The 20356-nt window shown below is 67.6% G+C and carries 20 protein-coding genes; 9 read left to right on the top strand and 11 right to left on the bottom strand.

The window, feature by feature from the left end:
• Window positions 1-9: 9 nt before the first annotated feature.
• Both ilvD and QMO76_RS18675 read right to left on the bottom strand, forming a co-directional pair.
• Complete coding sequence (gene ilvD, locus QMO76_RS18680; RefSeq protein ID WP_306362594.1) at window positions 10-1851, bottom strand: dihydroxy-acid dehydratase; 1842 nt, start codon at window positions 1849-1851, stop codon at window positions 10-12.
• A 71-nt stretch (window positions 1852-1922) separates the two neighbouring features.
• The gene (locus QMO76_RS18675; protein ID WP_306362593.1) at window positions 1923-2789 is read right to left on the bottom strand and encodes a PH domain-containing protein; all 867 of its coding nucleotides are present in this window, start codon (window positions 2787-2789) and stop codon (window positions 1923-1925) included.
• 291 nt (window positions 2790-3080) lie between these two features.
• Here QMO76_RS18675 and QMO76_RS18670 point away from each other — a divergent pair, with 291 nt between their 5' ends.
• From QMO76_RS18670 to ilvC, 3 genes are all read left to right on the top strand, one after another.
• Window positions 3081-5033: an acetolactate synthase large subunit gene (locus QMO76_RS18670; protein ID WP_306362592.1), complete on the top strand. Its 1953-nt coding sequence runs from the start codon at window positions 3081-3083 to the stop codon at window positions 5031-5033.
• Window positions 5030-5536, top strand: coding sequence for an acetolactate synthase small subunit (gene ilvN, locus QMO76_RS18665; protein WP_029930140.1), 507 nt, complete (start codon window positions 5030-5032; stop codon window positions 5534-5536). Before QMO76_RS18670 ends, ilvN begins: the two co-directional genes overlap by 4 nt.
• A gap of 185 nt (window positions 5537-5721) precedes the next feature.
• Window positions 5722-6723 (top strand): ketol-acid reductoisomerase, encoded by a 1002-nt coding sequence (gene ilvC, locus QMO76_RS18660; protein ID WP_029930139.1) that lies wholly within the window; start codon window positions 5722-5724, stop codon window positions 6721-6723.
• Window positions 6724-6813: 90 nt separating this feature from the next.
• Here the strand turns inward: ilvC and QMO76_RS18655 are convergent, their stop codons facing one another.
• Together QMO76_RS18655 and QMO76_RS18650 are read right to left on the bottom strand one after the other, a co-directional pair.
• Window positions 6814-7173 (bottom strand): hypothetical protein, encoded by a 360-nt coding sequence (locus QMO76_RS18655; protein ID WP_306362591.1) that lies wholly within the window; start codon window positions 7171-7173, stop codon window positions 6814-6816.
• A gap of 110 nt (window positions 7174-7283) precedes the next feature.
• Window positions 7284-8054: an SDR family NAD(P)-dependent oxidoreductase gene (locus QMO76_RS18650; RefSeq protein WP_306362590.1), complete on the bottom strand. Its 771-nt coding sequence runs from the start codon at window positions 8052-8054 to the stop codon at window positions 7284-7286.
• Window positions 8055-8176: 122 nt separating this feature from the next.
• On the opposite strand from QMO76_RS18650, the gene QMO76_RS18645 reads away from it, so the two are divergent.
• The gene (locus tag QMO76_RS18645) at window positions 8177-8785 is read left to right on the top strand and encodes a TetR/AcrR family transcriptional regulator (protein WP_306362589.1); all 609 of its coding nucleotides are present in this window, start codon (window positions 8177-8179) and stop codon (window positions 8783-8785) included.
• A gap of 3 nt (window positions 8786-8788) precedes the next feature.
• Here the strand turns inward: QMO76_RS18645 and QMO76_RS18640 are convergent, their stop codons facing one another.
• Entirely contained in the window at window positions 8789-9598 is an 810-nt protein-coding gene (locus QMO76_RS18640; protein WP_306362588.1) for an SAM-dependent methyltransferase, read from the bottom strand.
• 161 nt (window positions 9599-9759) lie between these two features.
• Here QMO76_RS18640 and QMO76_RS18635 point away from each other — a divergent pair, with 161 nt between their 5' ends.
• Complete coding sequence (locus QMO76_RS18635) at window positions 9760-10872, top strand: cytochrome P450 (protein WP_306362587.1); 1113 nt, start codon at window positions 9760-9762, stop codon at window positions 10870-10872.
• Between the two features lie 39 nt (window positions 10873-10911).
• Here the strand turns inward: QMO76_RS18635 and QMO76_RS18630 are convergent, their stop codons facing one another.
• Complete coding sequence (locus tag QMO76_RS18630; RefSeq protein ID WP_306362586.1) at window positions 10912-12120, bottom strand: Shedu immune nuclease family protein; 1209 nt, start codon at window positions 12118-12120, stop codon at window positions 10912-10914.
• Entirely contained in the window at window positions 12113-12568 is a 456-nt protein-coding gene (locus QMO76_RS18625; RefSeq protein WP_306362585.1) for a hypothetical protein, read from the bottom strand. Before QMO76_RS18625 ends, QMO76_RS18630 begins: the two co-directional genes overlap by 8 nt.
• Before the next feature lie 168 nt (window positions 12569-12736).
• Here QMO76_RS18625 and QMO76_RS18620 point away from each other — a divergent pair, with 168 nt between their 5' ends.
• Complete coding sequence (locus tag QMO76_RS18620) at window positions 12737-13615, top strand: helix-turn-helix transcriptional regulator (RefSeq protein WP_306362584.1); 879 nt, start codon at window positions 12737-12739, stop codon at window positions 13613-13615.
• A complete protein-coding gene (locus QMO76_RS18615) occupies window positions 13612-13818 on the top strand; it encodes a DUF397 domain-containing protein (RefSeq protein WP_306362583.1) in 207 nt (68 codons plus the stop codon). Before QMO76_RS18620 ends, QMO76_RS18615 begins: the two co-directional genes overlap by 4 nt.
• A gap of 30 nt (window positions 13819-13848) precedes the next feature.
• Here the strand turns inward: QMO76_RS18615 and QMO76_RS18610 are convergent, their stop codons facing one another.
• Complete coding sequence (locus QMO76_RS18610) at window positions 13849-15504, bottom strand: HNH endonuclease signature motif containing protein (RefSeq protein ID WP_306362582.1); 1656 nt, start codon at window positions 15502-15504, stop codon at window positions 13849-13851.
• 333 nt (window positions 15505-15837) lie between these two features.
• Here QMO76_RS18610 and QMO76_RS18605 point away from each other — a divergent pair, with 333 nt between their 5' ends.
• On the top strand, window positions 15838-16206 hold the full coding sequence (locus QMO76_RS18605) for a hypothetical protein (protein ID WP_306362581.1): 369 nt from the start codon (window positions 15838-15840) through the stop codon (window positions 16204-16206).
• Window positions 16207-16372: 166 nt separating this feature from the next.
• Here the strand turns inward: QMO76_RS18605 and QMO76_RS18600 are convergent, their stop codons facing one another.
• Entirely contained in the window at window positions 16373-17434 is a 1062-nt protein-coding gene (locus QMO76_RS18600) for an MBL fold metallo-hydrolase (RefSeq protein ID WP_306362579.1), read from the bottom strand.
• Between the two features lie 256 nt (window positions 17435-17690).
• On the opposite strand from QMO76_RS18600, the gene QMO76_RS18595 reads away from it, so the two are divergent.
• Window positions 17691-17903, top strand: a complete 213-nt coding sequence (locus tag QMO76_RS18595) for a cold-shock protein (protein ID WP_306362578.1) — start codon at window positions 17691-17693, stop codon at window positions 17901-17903.
• Here QMO76_RS18595 and QMO76_RS18590 read toward each other — a convergent pair.
• Window positions 17881-18684 (bottom strand): nucleotidyltransferase domain-containing protein, encoded by an 804-nt coding sequence (locus QMO76_RS18590; protein ID WP_306362577.1) that lies wholly within the window; start codon window positions 18682-18684, stop codon window positions 17881-17883. The genes QMO76_RS18595 and QMO76_RS18590 overlap by 23 nt on opposite strands.
• Before the next feature lie 442 nt (window positions 18685-19126).
• Window positions 19127-20257: an alkaline phosphatase family protein gene (locus QMO76_RS18585; protein WP_306362576.1), complete on the bottom strand. Its 1131-nt coding sequence runs from the start codon at window positions 20255-20257 to the stop codon at window positions 19127-19129.
• Window positions 20258-20356: the final 99 nt, after the last annotated feature.

Below are 20356 nucleotides of genomic sequence, written 5' to 3'. Positions count from 1 at the left end.
CCTTGCTGACTACGGCACCCGCCGGACTGCACCCTTGTCCGCCGACGTCGCCAGAGCGGCGTAGGCGCGCAGGGCGGTGGTGACCGGACGGTCGCGGTCGGCGGGCTGCCACGGCCGTTCGGACGCATCCATTTTCGCGCGCCGCCGCGCCAGTTCGTCCTCGGAAACGAGTAATTCGAGCGCACGGGTGTGCACGTCGATACGAATCCGGTCGCCGTTCTCGATCAGGCCGATCGCTCCGCCGCTGGCCGCCTCGGGCGAGATATGCCCGATGGACAGCCCCGAGGTGCCGCCGGAGAACCGGCCGTCGGTGATGAGCGCGCAGGACTTGCCCAGACCCGCGCCCTTCAGGAATGCGGTGGGGTGCAGCATCTCCTGCATGCCCGGACCGCCCGCGGGTCCCTCGTAGCGCACCACGACCACGTCACCGGCCTTGATCCGCTTGTTCAGGATGACCGACACGGCCTCCTCCTGGGATTCGACCACCACGGCCGGACCCTCGAAGGTGAACAGGTCCTCGTCGATGCCCGCGGTCTTGAGGATCGCGCCGTCCGGTGCGATATTGCCGCGCAGCACGCACAGTCCGCCCTCGACGGTGTACGCGTGCGCGACATCGCGAATGCAGCCCTGCTCCTGATCGGTGTCCAGCGACGACCAGCGGTTGTCGGTGGAGAACGGCTCGGTGGTGCGCACCCCGCCCGGCGCGGCGTGGAACAGCTCGACGGCTTCCTCGGACGCCTTGCCGGAGCGGATGTCCCAGGTGTCGAGCCATTCGTCGAACGAGGCGGTGTGCACGGTCGTCACATCGGTCTCGAGCAGGCCGCCGCGGCGCAGCTCGCCCAGGATGGCCGGAATGCCACCGGCGCGGTGCACGTCCTCCATGTGGTAGTCGGAGTTCGGCGACACCTTGGACAGGCACGGCACCCGCCGCGAGATCTCGTCGATGGTCTCCAGATCGAAGTCGATCTCACCCTCCTGCGCGGCGGCGAGGGTGTGCAGCACGGTGTTGGTGGAACCGCCCATGGCCACGTCCAGGGCCATGGCATTGCGGAACGCCTTCTCGTTGGCCACGTTTCGCGGCAGCACCGAAGCGTCGTCGTCGCGGTACCACCGGTTGGCGATATCGACGATGACGCGTCCGGCCCGCTCGAACAGCGCGCGTCGGGCGGCGTGGGTGGCCAGGGTGGAGCCGTTGCCCGGCAGCGCCAGGCCCAGCGCCTCGGTGAGGCAGTTCATGGAGTTGGCGGTGAACATGCCGGAGCAGGAGCCGCAGGTCGGGCAGGCGCTGCGCTCGACCTCGGACAGGCCCTCGTCGCTGACGGCGCTGGAGGCGCTGGCCGAGATGGCGGTGATGAGGTCGGTGGGGGCCTGCGCCACGCCGCCGACCACGACGGCCTTACCGGCCTCCATGGGGCCGCCGGAGACGAACACGGCGGGGATGTTGAGCCGCATGGCGGCGTTCAGCATGCCCGGGGTGATCTTGTCGCAGTTGGAGATGCACACCAGCGCGTCGGCGGTGTGGGCATTGGCCATGTACTCCACCGAGTCGGCGATGATCTCGCGCGAGGGCAGCGAGTACAGCATGCCGCCGTGGCCCATGGCGATGCCGTCGTCCACGGCGATGGTGTGGAACTCGCGGGGCACGCCGCCCGCCGCCCGGACCGCCGCGGCCACGATCTCGCCGACGTCCTTCAGGTGCACGTGGCCGGGTACGAACTGGGTGTAGGAGTTCGCGATGGCGACGATCGGCTTGCCGAAGTCGGAGTCGGTGAGGCCGGTGGCGCGCCAGAGGGCGCGCGCGCCCGCGGCATTGCGTCCGGCGGTGGTGGTGCGTGAGCGAAGCGGTGGCATTGATGGGTCCTCGGGTCTCGTCGCGGGGGCTGTGGCGACTGCGCCGAATCTGCTTCGGCGGCCAGCCCACGTTACTCCGGCGTCACCACTCCGCCGCGCCCGCCGGTCGTCTCGGTATCCGCGGTCGCTGTGTTCTCTGTGTTCTTTGCGGTCTCTGCGGTCGCTGTGATCTCGTCCTCATCCTCCGGCTCCCCGAACGGGTCCGGGATGCGGCCGCCGGAGGCTTCGACCAGATCGCGCAGCCGGTCGTAGCCGACCGCGGGCAGCTTCACCTCGGAGTCATCGGCGAGATGCAGCCGCAGGTAGCCGCGCTTGGGGATGCTCAGACCCCGGACCCGGTCCCAGTCGATGTGACGTTGCCCGCGCACGGTGCGCAGGTCGAGCCCGTCGGGCGAGATCTTGGTCCGGGTGCGTTCCACCCACACGGCGAGGGCCAGCGGAATCGCGAACAGGATCCACAGCACCTGGGGCCACCCGGCGAACGGGAACAGCGCGCCCAGCGCCACCACGAACACCGCGAGATGAGCCAGCCGCGGTATCGCGATCACCCGCACGCCCGGGTCCGCCAGCTCTCCGCGCGTGGCGCGCACGAAGGTCCGGATGCGCCCGAAGTCCACTCCGGGCAGCGGGATCTCACTCCCGTCGGCGAGCGTGGCGTACACGCGGTTGAACCCCGGAATGCGGACGCCGGAGATTTGCTCCCACGGCACCCGGCGGGTGCGCAGCAGCCCGCGCACCTCCAGCCCGTTGCCGCTGACCACGGTTTGCAGCCGCGTCAACCAGAGTGGGAAGGTGACCACGAGGGGCACGATGGCGACGGCCGGGATCCACAGCCAGTCGGTGCGGAACCGGATGCTCGGGTAGCCACCCGTGTCCGATCCTTCGGCGGGCGTATGGGACGATCGACCTGGTGGCACGGACTGATGCGGTGATGACACACCCCCATCCTCGCATTGTGGTGATTGAACCCGAACAACCGCTCTGTCTCACATAATGGGACTCCATTGGTCAGAAGTTTGACTGAACGGACCACGCGCACTTACCGTCGTGCGCGTGAAACGAATCGAGTTGCTCGTAATCGGCCGGCGCGTCCAGCGCTGAGCCGACGATGTAGCTCCCATACGTCAGCTCGCAGCTGCGACGCGCCACCCTCGAACAGCCATAGGCTGTCGGGGGCTTTTTTGTGTTCAGGCAAGTGTGGTTACGACAAGCAGTAAGGAACCAAGACGGTGAGCGCACCTACCGCCCGGCCCGGGCCCTCGGCCCGCAGGCCCGCGCCCTCGGCTAGTCAGCCGACCGCGGCTGCGGCCGCAACATCGAATCGCCGCCAGGTCCCGCCCGAGCGGGTCACCGGCGCGCAGTCGGTCGTCCGATCGCTCGAGGAGCTCGGCGCGGACACGGTATTCGGTATTCCGGGCGGTGCCATCCTTCCCGTCTACGACCCGCTGTTCGACAGCACCAAGGTCCGCCACGTCCTGGTCCGGCACGAGCAGGGCGCGGGCCACGCCGCCACCGGCTACGCGCAGGCCACCGGCAAGGTCGGCGTGTGCATGGCCACATCCGGTCCGGGCGCGACCAACCTGGTCACCCCGATCGCGGACGCCCAGATGGACTCGGTGCCGCTGGTCGCCATCACCGGCCAGGTCGGCCGCGGCCTGATCGGCACCGACGCCTTCCAGGAAGCCGACATCTCCGGCATCACCATGCCGATCACCAAGCACAACTTCCTGATCACCGACGGCATCGACATCCCGCGCATCCTCGCCGAGGCCTTCCACCTGGCCTCCAGCGGTCGTCCGGGCGCGGTGCTGGTCGACATCCCCAAGGATGTGTTGCAGTCGCAGACCACCTTCAGCTGGCCGCCGGAAATGCGGCTGCCCGGCTACCGTCCGGTCACCAAACCGCACGGCAAGCAGGTGCGCGAGGCCGCCCGCATGATCATGGAGGCCAAGTCCCCCGTGCTGTACGTGGGCGGCGGCGTGATCAAGGCGGAGGCGTCGGCGGAACTGCTGGAGCTGGCCGAGCTGACCGGTATTCCGGTGGTCACCACCCTGATGGCGCGCGGCGCGTTCCCCGACTCGCACCGGCTCAACATGGGCATGCCGGGTATGCACGGCACCGTCGGCGCGGTGGCGGCGCTGCAGCGCTCGGATCTGCTCATCACCCTGGGCGCGCGCTTCGACGACCGCGTCACCGGTCAGCTGGACTCCTTCGCGCCCGGCGCGAAGATCATCCACGCCGATATCGACCCGGCCGAGATCGGCAAGAACCGCCACGCGGACGTGCCGATCGTGGGTGACTGCCGCGAGGTCATCACCGAGCTCATCGACACCCTGAAGGCCGATCCCGCCGCGAGCGCGAACCCGCTGCTGGACCTGTCGGAGTGGTGGACCTACCTGGACGGCGTGCGCAAGCAGTACCCGCTGGGCTGGACCCCGCCGAGCGACGGCTCGCTGTCGCCGGAGTACGTCATCGAGAAGCTGGGCGCGCTCGCCGGGCCGGACGCCATCTACTGCGCGGGCGTCGGCCAGCACCAGATGTGGGCCGCCCAGTTCATCAAGTACGAGAAGCCGCGCACCTGGCTGAACTCCGGCGGCCTTGGCACCATGGGCTACGCCGTGCCCGCCGCCATGGGCGCGAAGATGGGCGCACCCGACCGCGAGGTGTGGGCCATCGACGGTGATGGCTGTTTCCAGATGACCAATCAGGAACTGGCCACCTGCGCCGTGGAGGGCGTGCCGATCAAGGTCGCGCTCATCAACAACGGCAATCTGGGCATGGTCCGGCAGTGGCAGACCCTGTTCTACGAGCAGCGCTACTCCAACACCGATCTGGGCACCCACACGCTGCGCATCCCCGACTTCGTGAAGCTGGCGGAAGCGTTGGGCTGCTACGGGATTCGCGTGGAGCGGGAAGAGGACGTGGAGGCCGCCATCCGCGAGGCCCAGTCCATCAACGACCGCCCCGTGGTGATCGACTTCATCGTCGGCAAGGACGCGCAGGTGTGGCCGATGGTGGCCGCCGGCACCTCCAATGACGAGATCATGGCCGCGCGCGGCATCCGCCCGCTGTTCGACGACGACGAGTCCGCCGCCGAGCCCGCGGTGATCCACGAGGCCATGTCGCACGAGAAGGCCACGCTCGCGGCGCATGAGCGGGCGACGAAGGAGACCGAGCGATGACCACCACCACCCACACCCTCTCCGTGCTGGTGGAGGACAAGCCGGGCGTGCTCGCGCGCGTGGCGAGCCTGTTCTCGCGCCGCGGCTTCAATATCCAGTCGCTCGCGGTCGGCGGCACCGAGATCCCCGAGATCTCGCGCATGACCATTGTCGTGACGGTGGAGGATCTGCCGCTCGAGCAGGTCACCAAGCAGCTCAACAAGCTGGTCAATGTCATCAAGATCGTCGAACAGGATCAGGAGAGTTCCGTCGCCCGTGAACTCATCCTGGTCAAGGTGCGCGCCGACGCCAGCGTGCGCACCCAGGTGATCGAGGCCGTGAACCTGTTCCGCGCCAAGGTGATCGACGTGTCCCCGGACGCGCTGACCATCGAGGCCACCGGCACGCGCTCCAAGCTGGACGCGCTGCTGCGCATGATGGAGCCCTACGGCATCCGCGAGATCGTGCAGTCGGGCGTGGTCGCCGTCGGACGTGGACCCAAGTCCATTACGGCGACGCGATAGATTCGTCGGGAATCCCCGCCACAGCGGGGATGAGCCGTCCATCACGGCGACGCGATGAGGCGGTCGGCGTCGCTCCCCGCGAGTGCGGGGATGAGCCCAAGGCAAATGCGCGGTGAACGCGTACAAACGTTATCCCCGAATGAGCGGGGACGATTCATCAGAAGGGAACCACTGTGGCAGTCGAGATGTTCTACGACGATGACGCCGACCTGTCGATCATCCAGGGCAAGAAGGTCGCGGTCATCGGCTACGGCAGCCAGGGCCACGCTCACTCGCTGAGCCTGCGCGACTCCGGCGTCGACGTCCGCGTCGGCCTCGCCGAGGGGTCGAAGTCGCGGCCGAAGGCCGAGGAGGCCGGTCTGACCGTCGGCACTCCGGCCGAGGTCGCCGCCTGGGCCGACGTCATCATGGTGCTGGCCCCCGACACCGCGCAGGCGTCGATCTTCACCAATGACATCGAGCCGAACCTGAAGGACGGCGACGCGCTGTTCTTCGGCCACGGCCTCAACATCCACTTCGGCCTGATCAAGGCTCCGGCCAACGTGACCGTCGCCATGGTCGCCCCGAAGGGCCCGGGCCACCTGGTGCGCCGCCAGTTCGTCGACGGCAAGGGCGTTCCGGCCCTGATCGCGGTCGACCAGGACCCGACCGGCCAGGGCCAGGCGCTCGCCCTGTCCTACGCCAAGGGCATCGGCGGCACCCGCGCGGGCGTCATCAAGACCACCTTCAAGGAAGAGACCGAGACCGACCTGTTCGGTGAGCAGGCCGTGCTGTGCGGTGGCACCGAGGAACTGGTCAAGACCGGTTTCGAGGTCATGGTCGAGGCCGGCTACGCGCCGGAGATGGCCTACTTCGAGGTGCTGCACGAGCTGAAGCTGATCGTCGACCTCATGTACGAGGGCGGCATCGCGCGCATGAACTACTCGGTCTCCGACACCGCCGAGTTCGGTGGCTACCTGTCGGGTCCGCGCGTCATCGACGCGGGCACCAAGGAGCGCATGAAGGAGATCCTGAAGGACATCCAGGACGGCACCTTCGTCAAGCGTCTGGTCGCCAATGTCGAGGGCGGCAACAAGGAGCTCGAGGGTCTGCGCAAGCAGAACGCCGAGCACCCGATCGAGGTCACCGGCGCCAAGCTGCGCGGCCTGATGAGCTGGGTCGACCGCCCGATCACCGAGACCGCGTAAGGTCTCGGCTCAGCGGTCGCTGGCTGGTCGTCGGCGTCGAACACCGAAAAGGCCCGGCCCCCTTGGGGGGCCGGGCCTTTCCGTACCTTCCTAGCTGCTTCCGAACGCGCCACGAGGGAGTGCGTGCCGGAAGGGGGTGCGGAAGGGGTCGTGGCCGCGGTTCCAGTCGCGGTGATCGCAGTCGCGGTCCCAGCGGTCGTGATCGTGCCAGCGGTCATGATCGTGCCAGCGGTCGTGGTCGTGCGGATTCCGGTTCTCCCACGGATACCGGGGGTCCCAGGGATTGCGGTCCTGCCAGTGCGGGCGCGAGACGTCGGTGACCTCGGGTTCGAGGGTGACCTCCGCGGAGGCCGGAACAGCAAGCGCGGTAAGGGGAATCGCGGCGATCGCACCGGCTACGGCCAGGCGGGCCAGCTTTCGTCGGGCGGAAGTGGATAACGTCGACCTCATGGTCAGACACTGTGCCGCAATCCGGCCCGAAACGGTATGGGGCTACCCCCATTTCGGAGAAGATCAGGGGCGGGCTAGTTCTCAGGTATGACCCGCCCCCCGAGGCCGCCTCAGTAGTGGGTGCCGCCGTCGATGCGGATCTCGGTGCCGGTGATGAACGCGCCGTCGTCGGAGGCCAGCATGGCGACCACGCCCGCGACCGTGTCGGGGGAGGCGAAGCCCCGGCCGATACCGGGGATGAGCTTCATGAACAGGCTCAGGTCGGCGTCCTCGGGCAGGCCCGGGCCGCGGCCGTCGGTCATATCGCTGGAGATGGAGCCCGGCGCGACGGCCACCACGCGCAGCCCCTGCTTGCTGTACTCGGCGGCCAGCGCGTGGGTCATGGACATGATGCCGCCCTTGGACGCCGCGTACGCCGACATGTAGGGGTGCGCGAAGAACGTCGAGGTGGACGCGAAGTTCACGATCACCTTGTTGTCGGATGCCAGCAGCGTCGGCAGCGCCTCGCGGATCATGAGGAAGGTGCCGGTGAGGTTGGTGGTGATGATCCGGTTCCAGTCGGCGAGGGGCATCTCGTGGGTGTGCGCCGAGCGCAGGATGCCCGCGGCATTGACGAGAACGTCCAGCCCACCCAGGGTGTCCACGGCCTTGGCGACGCCCGCGCGCACCGATTCCTCATCGCCGATATCGACGGTGACGGTGCCGAGCCGGTCCGCGTGCCCGTGCTCGGCGGCCTGCTTGGCGGTCTCGGCGAGTCCGGCCGCACTGATGTCGGCGGCCACGACCTGCCCGCCCTCGCGCAGAATGCGGTGCACGGTGGCCCGGCCGATGCCCGAACCCGCGCCGGTTATCAGGACACGGCGGTCGGTGAAACGCTCCATTGCGGCAACTCCTCTATGATTCTTCGACCCCCACCGCTTGACACGGTACGCCTTACTGGCACGACGTGCCACTATGGCATCCGGTGATTAGGATGGACCTATTCGACCTGGAAGGACGCCCCGTGGCAGCACCCGACCGCCTGACCCTGGCCGAGCGCCGCAAACAGGAAACCCGCCTGGAGATCGCCCGCACCGCGGCGCGGCTGTTCGCCGAACGCGGGACCGCGGAGGTCACCGCCGAGGAGATCGCGGCCGCCGCCGGCGTGGCGCTGCGGACCTTCTACCGCTACGCGCGCACCAAAGAGGATGCTGTGGAACCCATGCTGGCCACCGGCGCGCAACGCTGGCTGGCCATCATCGCGTCCGGCCCGCGGCGACTACCCAAACTCAACGAGTTGCAGGCGGCGGCCGTGCGGTCCATGACCCTCGAGGACGACGCGGATCTCGAACTCACCCGCGGACTGCTGCGCGCCATGGACGACGACGTGGCGCTGCGCGGCATCTGGCATCGCATCAATATGGAGAGCGAACGCGACCTGAACCGGGTGCTGACCGAACTGGCCGGTCCCGACGCCGACCCGCTCCGGGTGCGCCTGCTCGCCGCCGCCGCGGCCGGAGCCATTCGCATCGCCCTGGAGGAATGGGCGCTCGACACCTCGCCGCAGGGTCGCGGCGCGAATCCGGCCTCGCTCGCCGTGCGGTGCATGCGGGCGTTGGCGGGCGGCATCTGAACCTCAGCCGATATGGGCGACCCCGCCCAGCATGGAGACGGCCTCGGCGCGCGGATGCGGCCGCCACTCCTCCGGACGCCAATTGGTCACCGAGGTGATACCGGGGGCCACCAGCTCCAGGCCGGTGAAGAAGCGCGAGATCTCGTCGCGCGAGCGCAGGTAGAACGGCACCCGGCTGCGCTTGTTGGCCTCGAGCGTCGCGGGCCGGTCCTCCGGGGCCAGATAGTCGCCGGTGGCATGCGATATCACCAGGTAGCTGCCGGGCGCGAGCGCCTCGCGCAGCTGCCGCACCAGGTCGTAGGGCCGATCCTCATCGCCGATGAAATGCAGGATCGCGACCAGGATGAGCGCCACCGGCTGGCTCAGATCGATGGTGTCGAGCAGATCCGGATGGGTGAGAATCCGCTCCGGCTCCCGGAAGTCGGCCTCCAGGTATGCGGTCCTGCCCTCGGGGGAGCTGTTGAGCAACTCGTTGGCGTGCACGAGCACGATCGGGTCGTTGTCCACGTACACGATGCGCGATTCGGGAACCACGGTCTGCGCGATCTCGTGCACATTGCCCGCGGTGGGCAGGCCGGTGCCGATGTCGAGGAACTGCCGGATGCCCCGTTCGGCGAGATGGCCGACGGCGCGGCGGAGGAATTTCCGGTTTTCCAGCGCCGAGATCTGTACCGTCGGGAATGCCTCCGCCACCATCTCGGCGGACTCCCGATCGGCGGGGTAGTTGGCCGAACCGCCCAGCCAGTAGTCGTAGCGGCGGGCCGGATGCGGCTTCGTCACGTCGATCCGGTCCGCTGCGGAGTCCGAGTTCATTACGCCCCCAATGCATCTCGACTAGTGTTCAGTTTCGTCGGCTCAATACGAACCGCTGGCGATCCTAGCGACGCTACGCCCCGGAAGGTCTACTCGTGCAGTTGCAGTACAGCCCCTACGATTTCGCGGTCCACAGTGATCCTTACCCGTACTATGCCGCCTTGCGCGAGCAAGCCCCCGTCTATCGCAACGAGGTGGACGACTTCTGGGCGCTGTCCCGTCACGCCGACGTGCTCGCCGCCCTGCGCGACTCCGACCGCTTCTCCAGCGTGAACGGCATCCGCATGGAACCGGCCTTCTGGGGTCCGCAGGCCGAACGGTTCTTCTCCTTCGTGGCCATGGACCCACCCAAGCACACCCGGCTGCGCGGGCTGGTCACCAGCGCGTTCACCCAGCGTCGTGTCCAGGCTCTGGAGCCCCGGCTGCGGGAGATCACCCGCTCCCTGCTGACGCCGCTGGTGGAGGGCGGCTCCTTCGACCTCATGGCCGATTTCGCCGGGCCGTACCCCACCGAGGTGATCTCCGAACTCGTCGGCGTACCGCAGTCCGACCGCGATATGGTGCGCAAACTCGGTATGGAGATCATGTACACCGAGGAGGAGTCGACCGATCTGCGCCCCGAGGCCATGCAGGCCATCGGCGCGCTCGTCGCCTACTACACCGACCTCACCATCGAACGCGCCCGCCACCGCACCGGCGACCTGCTCTCCGGCCTGCTGGACGCCGCCGACGGCGACGACCGGCTGACCCCCGAGGAAATCGTCGGCGTGCTGATCCTGCTGGTGGGCGCGGGCATCGAGACCACCATGCTGACCCTCGGCAATATCTGGCACGCCGGCTGGCTGCATCCCGACCAGCGCCGCACCGCCCTGGACGGCGACATCGACGCTTGGATCGCCGAATCCATGCGCTGGGACCCGGCCACCCAGGTCCATCTACGCACCACCGCGACTCCCGTGGACCTACACGGCGTCACCATCCCCGCCGACGCCCGCATCCTGCTCCTCACCGGCTCCGCCAACCGCGACCCCGACATCTTCCCCGACGCCGACCGCTTCGACCTGACCCGAGACACCAGCGCCTCCCTGGTCTTCGGCAGCGGGCGGCACCACTGCCTGGGCTCCAACCTCGCGGTCCTCGAACTGCGCACCGCACTCCAGGAATTCGCGGGCATGATCTCCGATTACGACATCGACCCCGAGAGGACCCGCCGCATCCACTCCTCCAACAACCGCGGCTTCGCATCATTGCCCACAGCCGTCACCCGCCGCTGACCGCCACCCCACGCCCTGCCGTTCGAGAGCGCGGCAGGATCACGACCGCGCGGGGTGCGATTCCACGTCGGCCGACTCGACCATCCACTCCGCACGGGCGAGAAGCTCGTCGAACGTCAGAATCTCCGGTTGCACGAGTTCCCGACGAAACAGTTCGAACGAGCGAATCTTGTCCCGGTGGTATCCGCCGCCTTCGCCACGCAGACTCTCCAGGCTGCCGATGATCAGATACGACCGTGGCCGCAGAAGATAGGTGAACTCTCCGGGAATGTCGCTGCCGTCGGCCGCAGTCGCCTGAATCCGTTCGCCGATATGGGTCACGGCGCGATGTACGGTGCCCTGCGCTTGGACCACGCCGCCCGACAATTCGAATGACGGTGCCCAGCAGCCTGAGCGGTACGACTCCCGCACAGGCTCGAGAAGTTCCTTGCGGTGCGTTTTGATCTCGGCGAAGACCATCGAGGGGATTCGGCTCACGGTGCGAAGCAACGCATCGGTTCGTTTACCGACCGTCGCGACCGAGTGACCGACGACAACCTGCTCCAACTTGGCGCTGTTCCAGGACGTCAGAAGTTGGCCGGACAACGAGACACCGAAAATCCAGGGGTTCCTTTCGAACAGGTCCTGCCAGACCGCTTCACCACCTCGATTCGGAAACCTGGCCTTCTCGGAATCGAAGTACTCGTCATCCTCGAGGAGGCGTCGAAACCGCGCGACCTGCTCCCGACGATGTGCCATGGCGATGACGTCGCTCGCGGCTCTGTCATCACTGATGAACTGCCGGAAGATCGCGGGGTTCCGGTTGTAGACGGCCGCGAGAAGAGCGATGTCGACCGTGACCGCTCCGTCCTGGGGCGCGACATCCATATCGACCTTCGTTCCCAGCACGTCATCCCCGAACGAGTCGTGCAGGATCTTGACGAGCTGGGCCGCGGTTGCGGTATCCAACTGTAGCGACTGGCTGCTCTTGGGATGCGACTCGCGATCCTTGGAACCGAGCGTCGTCAGATGCAGGATCGTCGTGCCATCGGTATCTGCGATCACCTGGTGCTCGCAGATCACCCCTTTATCGACGCTGTGGGTCGTGATCCGCTGCGTATTGGGCTGGAACCCGAGTATTCGCGCCACCGTCCGATTCTCCGGAGGCGACCTGCGATCGTCAATGGAATCCAGGTCGGGCCCGTCCTCCACCAGCGGCAAGGCCGCTCCCGGGCGGTGATCTGCTGCGCCCGCCCAGCGCTCACGCACGGTCGATGTATCGTCCGCCCGGGACGTTCGCGTAGGCACGCGCCAAAGTCGCACGCGCCGCCGGGGAGGCGAGAGTGAGGTTGTCCTCCCGCGCCCGTGTCCACTCCGCCCGCGTCCATCCCGCGCCAGCGTCGACCGTGAACTGGGTTGCCTCCACCGCCGATCCGTCGATGAAGATGCTCACCTCGGTCGGTCCGTCGGGATCTCGGACGACCACGGCCTCGACCTGCGGTTCGTCGGCATTGTCTTGGCCGGACAAGGTGCGTAGCGCCGTAGCGCCTTCTCGAAGGATCGCTGCGAGAGTCTGTGGCTCCACAGCGATTTCGAGCTCACGGGGATGAGTTCCCAGGATGAGGGTCGCGAACTGGTCGTCCTTGTTCGAGGCTACGCGGACCGGACAGCCAGTATTGGTGATGACCCAGGCTCCGTCGGTGAGTTCTTCGAACATGGTGACACTCCTTGATCTCGCGGCGGGTTATGCGGAAAGTGCATCACCAGTCGGGCAAGCTGGGTAAGTTGAACTGGGTAACCCAGTGCGATCTCCGCGAACCGGCTGGACAACAACCAGTTCGGGGAGATGAGTGACCCAGGTCGGGTGGTCTGTGAGGGGGACCAAGTGGACAACGGCTCGACGCTGCCGCGTCGTCAACTTGGTCGGTATCTGCGCGACGCGCGGAGTGTGGTGGGGATGTCGCAGGACAAAGTGGCAAAACTGGCGGACGTCAGTACTTCGGTGCTGCAGCGGCTGGAGTCCGGCATTCCCACGCGCGTGAAAGTCCGCGATATCCAGGCGATCTGCGACGTCCTGGAGATGAGCGGCGAGGCGACCGAGGCGATGGTCGGATTGCTGCGGCAGGCTGCGGAGAAGAGTTGGTGGCACGAATACGGGAATCTCATTCCGGCGAATTTCGATGTGTACGTCGGCCTGGAGACCGCCGCGCGGCGGCTGACGACATATCAGCCGTCGCTGGTGCCCGGGCTCTTGCAGACTGCCGACTACGCGCGGGCGCTCATTCGTGCCGTGAAGCCCGCTGAGAGCGCTTCTGATCATGAGCGACGGGTGGAGCTGCGTATGAGGCGACAGGCGAAGGTGGTTCGGAAGCATGAGCCGCTCGGACTCGACGTCGTCCTGCACGAGGCTGCTCTGCGGTGCAATGTCGGTGGTAGCGAGGTCATGGCCATGCAGTTGCGGCGGCTGGCGGAAATCGGGAAGCTGCCGAACGTGTCGGTTCGCGTATTGCCCTTCGCGGCGGGAGCGCCGGTGGGTGATCCAGTGGGGCAGTTCGCGATTCTGGAGTTCGATCAGGATCGCCGGGGCGAGCACGTGTGGCCCTCCGTCGTCTACCTGGAATCCTTCAGCGGCTGTATGTACCTGGAGAAGACGGATGAAGTGCGTCGGTACTATCGGGTTCTGCACAGCCTCCGCCTCGCTGCACTCGATGAGACCAACAGCCGGAGCCTGTTGCGACAGGTTGCGAAGGAGTTCTCAGCGTGACGTCCGAACTACCCCTGGTCCATTGGTTCAAGAGCACTCACAGTGGCGATAAGGCGGACTGCGTCGAAGTCGCGTTTCTGCCCGGAGGTTTGGTCGGAGTGCGTGATTCGAAGGCGGCAGACGCACCCAGCCTGACCTTCAGTGCGGAGGGCTGGGATCATTTCGTGCAGTGCGTGATGGACGGCGAGTTCGGTTTCGGATAGTCGCGAGTTCGACCGGGTCTCGCGTGCGAGTCAGAACGGCGGACGGCCGGTATCTCCATCGGTGTCACCGATGCCGCACAAGGCACTACCCACCCGGACGGGGCGGAAGTCGCGGCGGCTGCGCACGCTGCGGCGGCCCGGTGGGATGTAGACGTGCACCAGCTCGGTGAGTGCGTTGATCACCGGCCCGGGGTCCAATAGCGGTGGGTCGGGTTGTGGGTGAATCGGTTCCATCGGTGCCGTGGGGACCGGGGTGCGTGGGAACAGGAACTTCGCGCCCTCTGGGTCGGTGGTGATCACCCCACCGGTAGGAGTGCGCCATTCGATGCGCCGGTCCCTGTGCTGGGTGACGGTCCAGCCGTTCATGCCGTGGTTTGCCAGTGTTTTCAGGCGGTGATGTCGGCGACAGCGGCAGCCGAGGTTTTGCTCTGTGGTGCGGCCACCGGACGCGGGGGAGCGGTGGTCGAAGGGCAGTTGGTGGTCGAGATCGGTGGCCGCGGCTGATATGTGGCAGCCGGGAGCGCGGCAGATGCCGTCGAGTGCCCGGACCCGGGCGGCGAGATTCGCGCTCGGCCGGTACCGCAATTCCTGCGGGTCCGTCGGAGACAACGTCTGTGGGTCCGCCGGTGGCAAGTGTGCGCCCGGCGGTGGCAACGGCTGCGGGTCTGCTGGCGACAACGTGTGCGAGTCCGCCGGGGGTGTTGGGAGACCGCCGGTGTCGGTGTTGTCGGGCGCCGTGGTTGAGCATGCCGGGTTGGCGAGTTCGCTTGCAGGGCTGGCGGTTTCGGGGATGATGTGGAAGCGGGCGTGGCGGGCGATCTGGCGGGCGAGATCGGCGTCGACGGCCCCGAATCCGGCCAGCAGTGCTGGGTTGTCCTGCACGGCGAGTAGCGTGGCCGCGCTGATACCGACCTGCACCAACGCGCGCCGCGCAGCCGGAACGGGATCACTCGGGTCGCGGCGGGGGCAGTCGGGGAGGTCGCAGCCACAGGCGAGGCGGCCGCTGCCGTCGGCGAGCGCAACCAACGCGTCGGCGCGGCGCTGGTTCATGGTGCGCGGGTCCGCGGCGCAGCATTGGGTGATCGCCATCTCTCGCAATCGTTCGAACAGGCTCCAGCCGCCGGCGGCGGGTAGGACGCCGTCGAGCAGCGCGGTCCCGTCGTCGGCCGCGCGCACCGCGACGTACCGTTCCCGCTCGGCCTCCTGGCGGCGGCGGGCCTGCCCGGCCGGGTCGATCTCGAGCAACTTCTTGCGGATGGTGCGCCGCAACCGTGCCGGATCACAGCCCTCGGCCCGCGCGACGACCGTCTCCTCCAGTGCTGTTACCGTCTCGTCCGGTGCGTTGACCAGCGCGTCGTGGATAGCGCGCACCCGCGCCAGGTCGATACGGCCCAGGGCGAAGGCCCTCCGCGTGTGCGGCAGCCGCTGCAATCCCAGCCCGAGGGCGATCAATCCATCGGCGGTGCGCTGCGGGATGCGTACCGCCACCCCGATTTCGGTCGCTGTCGACTCTCCGGCGTAGCGTGCCGACACCCCGGCCTCGAGTTGCTGTGCGCGGCGCAGCCGGTACAGCTGGGTGATCAGCCCGACTTCTTCGGCGTGGGCGGCGGCGATCTGGGCGTGGACCGCTCGCAGTCGCTCCACCAACTCGTAGCCGGTGAGCTCGACCTCGGCGGCATCGCTCATATGTTCGAATCTACTCGACCGGCGTGCGACACAAAACCCCAGTTCACGCGACATGCCGAACCGATCGCGCGAAGATCGGCGTGACGTACTCGTGACGTTCCGGCGAATGTGTGTCGGCGTGAATGGGCCGACTATTCGTGTGATTCGATGACTTTCGGCGTCCCAAGCGCTGCGCGCGACGGCGAAGCGCAGCGATTGATCATGTTTTCCACTCGGGAACGTGGGTATGAGCGTAATTGCCGCCGTGGCCGAAACCCTCATCACGCCACTGCTCCGTCGTAACCGATCGGTCCCCGCGGCCGATGAACCGATGACCCTTCGAAAGGATTCCGAATGAGGCAAGCCGCGATCGCCGCCCCCCGATTCATGGTAGGAGCCGTCATGCTCGCGGGCTTCGCCACCGTCTTCGGCTCCGGTACAGCCCAGGCCGCACCGCAGGACTGCACCGTCACGCGGGACCTGGTCGGCGCGACGGCGACATGCCACGATGTCGACGCGCCTGCCGGGCGGGAGTACACGCTGATCGTCGAGTGCTTCGGCCTGCACGGCGTACCGAATGCGTTCCCGCTCATGGCAATCGGACCGTACCGGGGTTCCTGGGGAGGTTCCTTCGCTCCCTCCGGCCAGGGCACGGCCACATGCTTGGGGCCCACCAGTCTCGGGACAGTCACGAACGCTTACGTAGCGATATACCGCGACTGACCGGATCGGGGCGGGGAACGGGGAATCAATCGCGCGGTAGCCCCACCGCGAATCCCAGCCCGATGATGATGACGGCGACGATGGAAATGGCGACGATACTCCACATAGCCGTGGAGGCTACGTGCTCGGCGGTCGGTATGTGATCGAAATCCACTGCGGGGAACGATTAATTGAAGGTCATTCGCGCGCAGGAGACATAGTCGTCGGGATCCGTCAGCATGCGGATTTCCGGGCGGGTGGCCGCGGGCAGTTTCGCCAGCTCCGCGTGCAGCGGCGTCCGGAACGCCGCACCGCGGGCGGTGATGAGCGGAAGCCAGTTGTCGTGGTGATTCGGTACGAAGATGTCGGGGCGCAACGCCTCCACGTAGCTGCGGGGGTCGCGCAAGCCGTTGGTGAACTGGTTGAAGCCCTGGATCGCGCCGATGTGCACGTCCGAGGCGAGCAGTGCGCGCAGCGCCTCGAGCACCTCGGGCGCGCGGTCCAGCAGCGGGCCGGACGAATCGTGCCAGGTGAGCGTGAAGTCGGCGGTGCGGAACTGGTAGAGCAGGGTGCCGCCCTCCGCCGCGGCGAGATGACGGACGAGGTGGGTGGCATCGGCCAGGGTCGGGCGGTGGGTGCGGATGTCACCGAGGCACGGGGCGGGGCAGACGCGGGCCGATGAGGTCGGGCCGCGGCGGGTGGGTGCGGAGTGCAGGTGGCGCACGGCGGTCACCTCCAGTCCGGGCAGCAGCGGGAAGTCGTAGCGGTCGCCGGGTCCGGAGTCGGCGGAACCCAGTTCCACACAGGCGAATTCGGCCTTGAATGCGACCTGCTTGCGGATGGCCGCGCAGTGTTCGGCCGTGCCGTACACCGTCGCGCCGCTGGCCTGGGCGATCGGCCCGGCGTCGGCCGCGTGGTCGAAATGCCCGTGGCCGATGAAGATGGCCTCGGGGCGCAGCGCCGCCAGCTGGGTCGGTGTGGTGGGGACGTAGTTCGAGGTCAGTCCGCGCGGCACCCAGGCGTCGAGCAGAAAGACGGTGCCGCCCATGGCGATCGCGAATCCCGCGCAGCCGAACCAGGCCGCCAGCACCCGATCCGGGCTCACCTCGCCGGTGCCGGGATCGACCGCCTCGCCGAAGAAGTGCCGTCGCGCGGCAATGGTTTCGGCCGGAGCCGGTATGGGCAGACTGGTAGCTGTCAGCCCGGCGAACCGGCCCGCCAGACCGCTCAGCAGTCGGTTCTTGCTCACCAACGGAACTCCTTAGCGGCGATCGCCGAGCCCGTCCCTCGGTTCGCGCCGTTCGACACGCGGGGACGGCGGTCGCCGGCCCTCGGACGGGGTCGCGTCGGCCCCACCATTGTCGCCGCCGGACCAGGTCGTGTCAGCGGGTCTTCTCGAAGTGGCACCCGCCGGTTGTTCGCCGCGAGGTCGCATGCCACGCTTAGTCGGGCGCGGGCGGGGCCGCGGCCCTCCAAGTCCCTGCGATGGTCGAGAAAGAATGGGAATGGCTCGCGGCACGGTGAAGTGGTTCGACAGCTTGAAGGGCTTCGGTTTCATCACCCCCGACGACAGCGGTCCGGACGTCTATGTCGAGTACACCGCCATCGACGGGGAGGGTTTCCGCTGGCTGGAGGAGGGCCAGCGGGTCGAGTTCGAGTGGCGGCGCACCAAACCCGGCCCGGAGGCCACCCACGTCATCGCAGCGCCTGACGCCTGAAGAACTCGGCGGTCAGGGCGTGCGCCCGGCCCAGGTCGCGGTCGCGCTCCCGGCTGAATCCGTTCGCCGCCCGGTCGAATTCGGCCGTGATGAAATCGGCGATGGGGGTCGGCACCGCTCCGGTTCCCATTTCCCGCGTCCGTGACTTCAGCTCGGTCAATTCGTGGACCGCGCCGGTGAAATCGCTCGGCAATTCGCATTGTTCGAGCAAGGTCGGCATATGCATGGGCGCGACCGCCGCATTCGGGTGCTCGTACAGCCAGCGCAATGCCATCGCCGGGCGCAGGGAATAGAACACCTTCTTCAGCGACCGATTCGAATCGAACAGCCGCCATTGTCTCCTGCCCAGGTGCAGATAATGCATGGCGATTCGATTCCGGTCCGCCACGGTGTGTGCCAATGCGCGGAGTTCGTCCCGGAATTCGGCGTCTCCGCGATACACGATCGGCGACATCAGCCATTCGACGAGCACCGCGTTGCCCGCCACCAGCAGGCGCAGCGCCTTGGCCAGCTCCCAGCCGTTCACATCGAGCACGCCGATCAGCGGCGTCTCGATGACATCGCGGCCGCGCCACGGCGTCAGGTAGTCGTCCAGATGCGCGACGTAGACGAACCGGCAGGCATAGTCGGAGTCGGGGGACGGGAAACCCCAAGCCCGGCTGCCGCTTTCGATGGCCAGCCGCACGCCGACCCGGTGGTCGCGCTCGATCCGGTCCAGTTCGCCGTCGATCGTGGCGACCACCGCGGGGTCCATGGAGGCGGGGATCGCGCGCAGGGTCATGGACGGTGAGGCTAGCGCCGGGCGGTGGCGCGGTGCCACCGGTTTTCGGGGCTTGAAGACTTGTGTCGGCTGTGCGTGATAGTTCCGTGATATGAATCCCCAATGAGGACCATATGACCGCGCACACACGATGTTACTTCTTGTTGCCCATATCACATAGTCGTAAACCGCGGTAACGGCTCCAAAAATCCGCCCGATATGCTCAGCGTCAGAAGTTCAATTGGGAATTCGCAAGGAGAGGTATCCCATGATCCCCGTTATTATCGACACCGGTTCCGCTGCTCTCAACGGCCTGCTCACCACCGGCAGCGCCGCGCTGCACGGTATCCTGGACACCCTGTGGACCGGCTCGTTCGGCGGCTGAATCTGACGTCGAATTAGTCGACTTCGAAAGCCGACCTCGGGATCCGCAGCCCTGAGGTCGGCTTTTCGCGTTTCTTGCCTACTTGTCGAACGATCCGCTCGCGGAGCCGCTGGCCGAGCCGCTGCCCAGGATGCACAGCGGGTTGTTCACCAGGGCGGCCTGCGCCGACCCCGAGGACGATCCGGTGATGCCGGAGTCGACCGGCGGCGTATCGGGCGTCGGTGCCGACGGGTCGCCCGAGCCGCCCGACAGCATCGACGCGCCGTCGAGGTTCCCGGGCGCCGGGATGTCGAGCAGATCCAGCACGGTCGGGGTGATGTCGGCCAGCGTGTAGCCGTTGTACTCCACGCCCGCCGCGAAGCCCGCCCCGCGTGCGATCACGAAGCTGGCCGTCTCGTAAGCGCTCTGGCCGCCGTGCCCGCCGTCCGGCTTGTGGCCGTGGTCGGTGGTGACCAGAATCGTCCAGCGCTCGTTCGGATGCGCGGCGGCGCGGGCGTCGACCGCCGCGGTGATCTCGCCGACCAGGGCGTCCGCCCGGCCGATGGCGTCGCGGTACGCCTGCGGCCAGATACCGCGCAGCGTATGGCCCACGATGTCCACCTGATCCAGGTGGGTGAACACCAGATCCGTGCCGTCCTCGACGGCGGAGACCACGCCCGCGGTCGCGTTCGCGTCGGCCGTCGTCTCGCAGATGCCCGCCCCGGTCGGATCCAACTGCGTGACCTCCACCCGGTCGGCCTTCGGATCGCCGGTGCGCGCGATCATGCCGATCTTGTCCCAGGTTCCGACGGATGCCGTCGCCAGTTCCGGCCGGGTCCGCTCCACCTGGGTGAACACGGTCGGGTACGCCGCGAAAGGTGCGGGGTTGCAGGTGGATCCGTTGTCCTGGATGCCGTGCTTGGTATCCCACACGCCGGTCAGCGCGGTCGCCCACGACACGCACGACATGGTGGTGTGCGGGGCGATGGAGGTGCGGGCGAGGGTGCCCTCGGCGGCCAGGCGGCCCAGGTTCGGGGCCTGCGCGGCGCGCACCTCACTCCACAGTGTGCCGTCGATGCCGATGACGACGACCTTGTTCGCGGTCGGTGCGGCCGTGGCCGGAGCCGCGGCGGCGAGGGGAGGGCGGCCAGTGCGGCGGCCGCCAGCAATCTGCGAGACATGCGCGGCACCGTAACCGGGCCGGGCGTCCGGCGCGGTGAATCTGGACAATTGACCTAGAAAGTCCCGCTCAGTGGGAAGTCCCCGCTCGCCGTGGTGAAGGCGCCCGCCTACCAGGCGGTAAGCCCACCCGAAATCGCGCCCATTAAG

This window comes from Nocardia sp. CC227C (assembly GCF_030767025.1).
Classification (GTDB): domain Bacteria; phylum Actinomycetota; class Actinomycetes; order Mycobacteriales; family Mycobacteriaceae; genus Nocardia.
This window is presented reverse-complemented; position numbering and strand designations above follow the sequence as displayed.

What these genes read in the sequence shown, in the direction of transcription:
- ilvD (WP_306362594.1), bottom strand. Translation starts at nt 1,851, where the DNA reads ATGCCACCGCTTCGCTCACGCACCACCACCGCCGGACGCAATGCCGCG.
- ilvN (WP_029930140.1), top strand. Translation starts at nt 5,030, where the DNA reads ATGACCACCACCACCCACACCCTCTCCGTGCTGGTGGAGGACAAGCCG.
- ilvC (WP_029930139.1), top strand. Translation starts at nt 5,722, where the DNA reads ATGTTCTACGACGATGACGCCGACCTGTCGATCATCCAGGGCAAGAAG.
- QMO76_RS18655 (WP_306362591.1), bottom strand. Translation starts at nt 7,173, where the DNA reads ATGAGGTCGACGTTATCCACTTCCGCCCGACGAAAGCTGGCCCGCCTG.
- QMO76_RS18650 (WP_306362590.1), bottom strand. Translation starts at nt 8,054, where the DNA reads ATGGAGCGTTTCACCGACCGCCGTGTCCTGATAACCGGCGCGGGTTCG.
- QMO76_RS18640 (WP_306362588.1), bottom strand. Translation starts at nt 9,598, where the DNA reads ATGAACTCGGACTCCGCAGCGGACCGGATCGACGTGACGAAGCCGCAT.
- QMO76_RS18625 (WP_306362585.1), bottom strand. Translation starts at nt 12,568, where the DNA reads ATGTTCGAAGAACTCACCGACGGAGCCTGGGTCATCACCAATACTGGC.
- QMO76_RS18610 (WP_306362582.1), bottom strand. Translation starts at nt 15,504, where the DNA reads ATGAGCGATGCCGCCGAGGTCGAGCTCACCGGCTACGAGTTGGTGGAG.
- QMO76_RS18605 (WP_306362581.1), top strand. Translation starts at nt 15,838, where the DNA reads ATGAGGCAAGCCGCGATCGCCGCCCCCCGATTCATGGTAGGAGCCGTC.
- QMO76_RS18595 (WP_306362578.1), top strand. Translation starts at nt 17,691, where the DNA reads ATGGCTCGCGGCACGGTGAAGTGGTTCGACAGCTTGAAGGGCTTCGGT.
- QMO76_RS18590 (WP_306362577.1), bottom strand. Translation starts at nt 18,684, where the DNA reads ATGACCCTGCGCGCGATCCCCGCCTCCATGGACCCCGCGGTGGTCGCC.